A 778-nucleotide genomic window follows, 5' to 3' on the forward strand; every position below is an offset into this window, starting at 1 on the left:
TTGCCACGCTGGCGGGGTGCAACCTGGTGGTGATGGCGCCGTCGGGTGATGTTGCCGCACAGCAACGTGACCTCATTGTCATCTCCACAGTGCTGATGCTTCTGATCATCGTGCCGGTGATCATGCTGACGCTGTTTTTTGCGTTCCGTTATCGCAGTTCCAATACTTCCGCGCCCTATGATCCTGAATGGCATCATTCCACGCGACTGGAAATCATCGTTTGGTCAGCGCCGCTCGCCATCATTATCGCCCTTGGGACGATCACATGGATCAGCACGCATAAGCTCGACCCATACCGCCAGCTTGATCGGATCGACGCCGACCGAATGGTCACGCCGGATGTCAAGCCGCTCACGGTCGAAGTCGTGGCCATGGATTGGAAATGGTTGTTTGTCTATCCCGACCTCGGAATAGCGACTGTCAACGAGTTGGCTGCCCCTATCGATGTTCCCATCAACTTCAAGATCACCGCCTCGACGGTCATGAACTCGTTTTACATCCCCGCTCTTGCCGGACAGATCTACGCGATGGCCGGCATGGAAACAAAGATGCATGCCGTCATCAATCATGTCGGCATCTACGACGGTTTTTCCGCAAACTACAGCGGCCCCGGTTTCTCCCAGATGCGCTTCAAGTTCCACGGAATGGAAAAGGATGACTTCGACCATTGGGTCGCAAGGGTGCGAAGCGACGGCGTCGCGTTGACGCGTCCTGCCTATCGCGATCTCGACCTTCCGAGCCAAAACGATCCCGTGCGGTACTACGCGAGGGTCGAAGA

1 protein-coding gene is annotated in these 778 nt (G+C 56.2%); it reads left to right on the forward strand.

What is annotated here, in order from left to right:
• Positions 1-8: 8 nt before the first annotated feature.
• Positions 9-778: ubiquinol oxidase subunit II (cyoA, locus tag AC1D35_RS36580; protein WP_477942950.1), on the forward strand; the 770-nt coding region annotated here is incomplete at its 3' end.

It is taken from the genome of Rhizobium sp. P1_E6 (assembly GCF_056405875.1).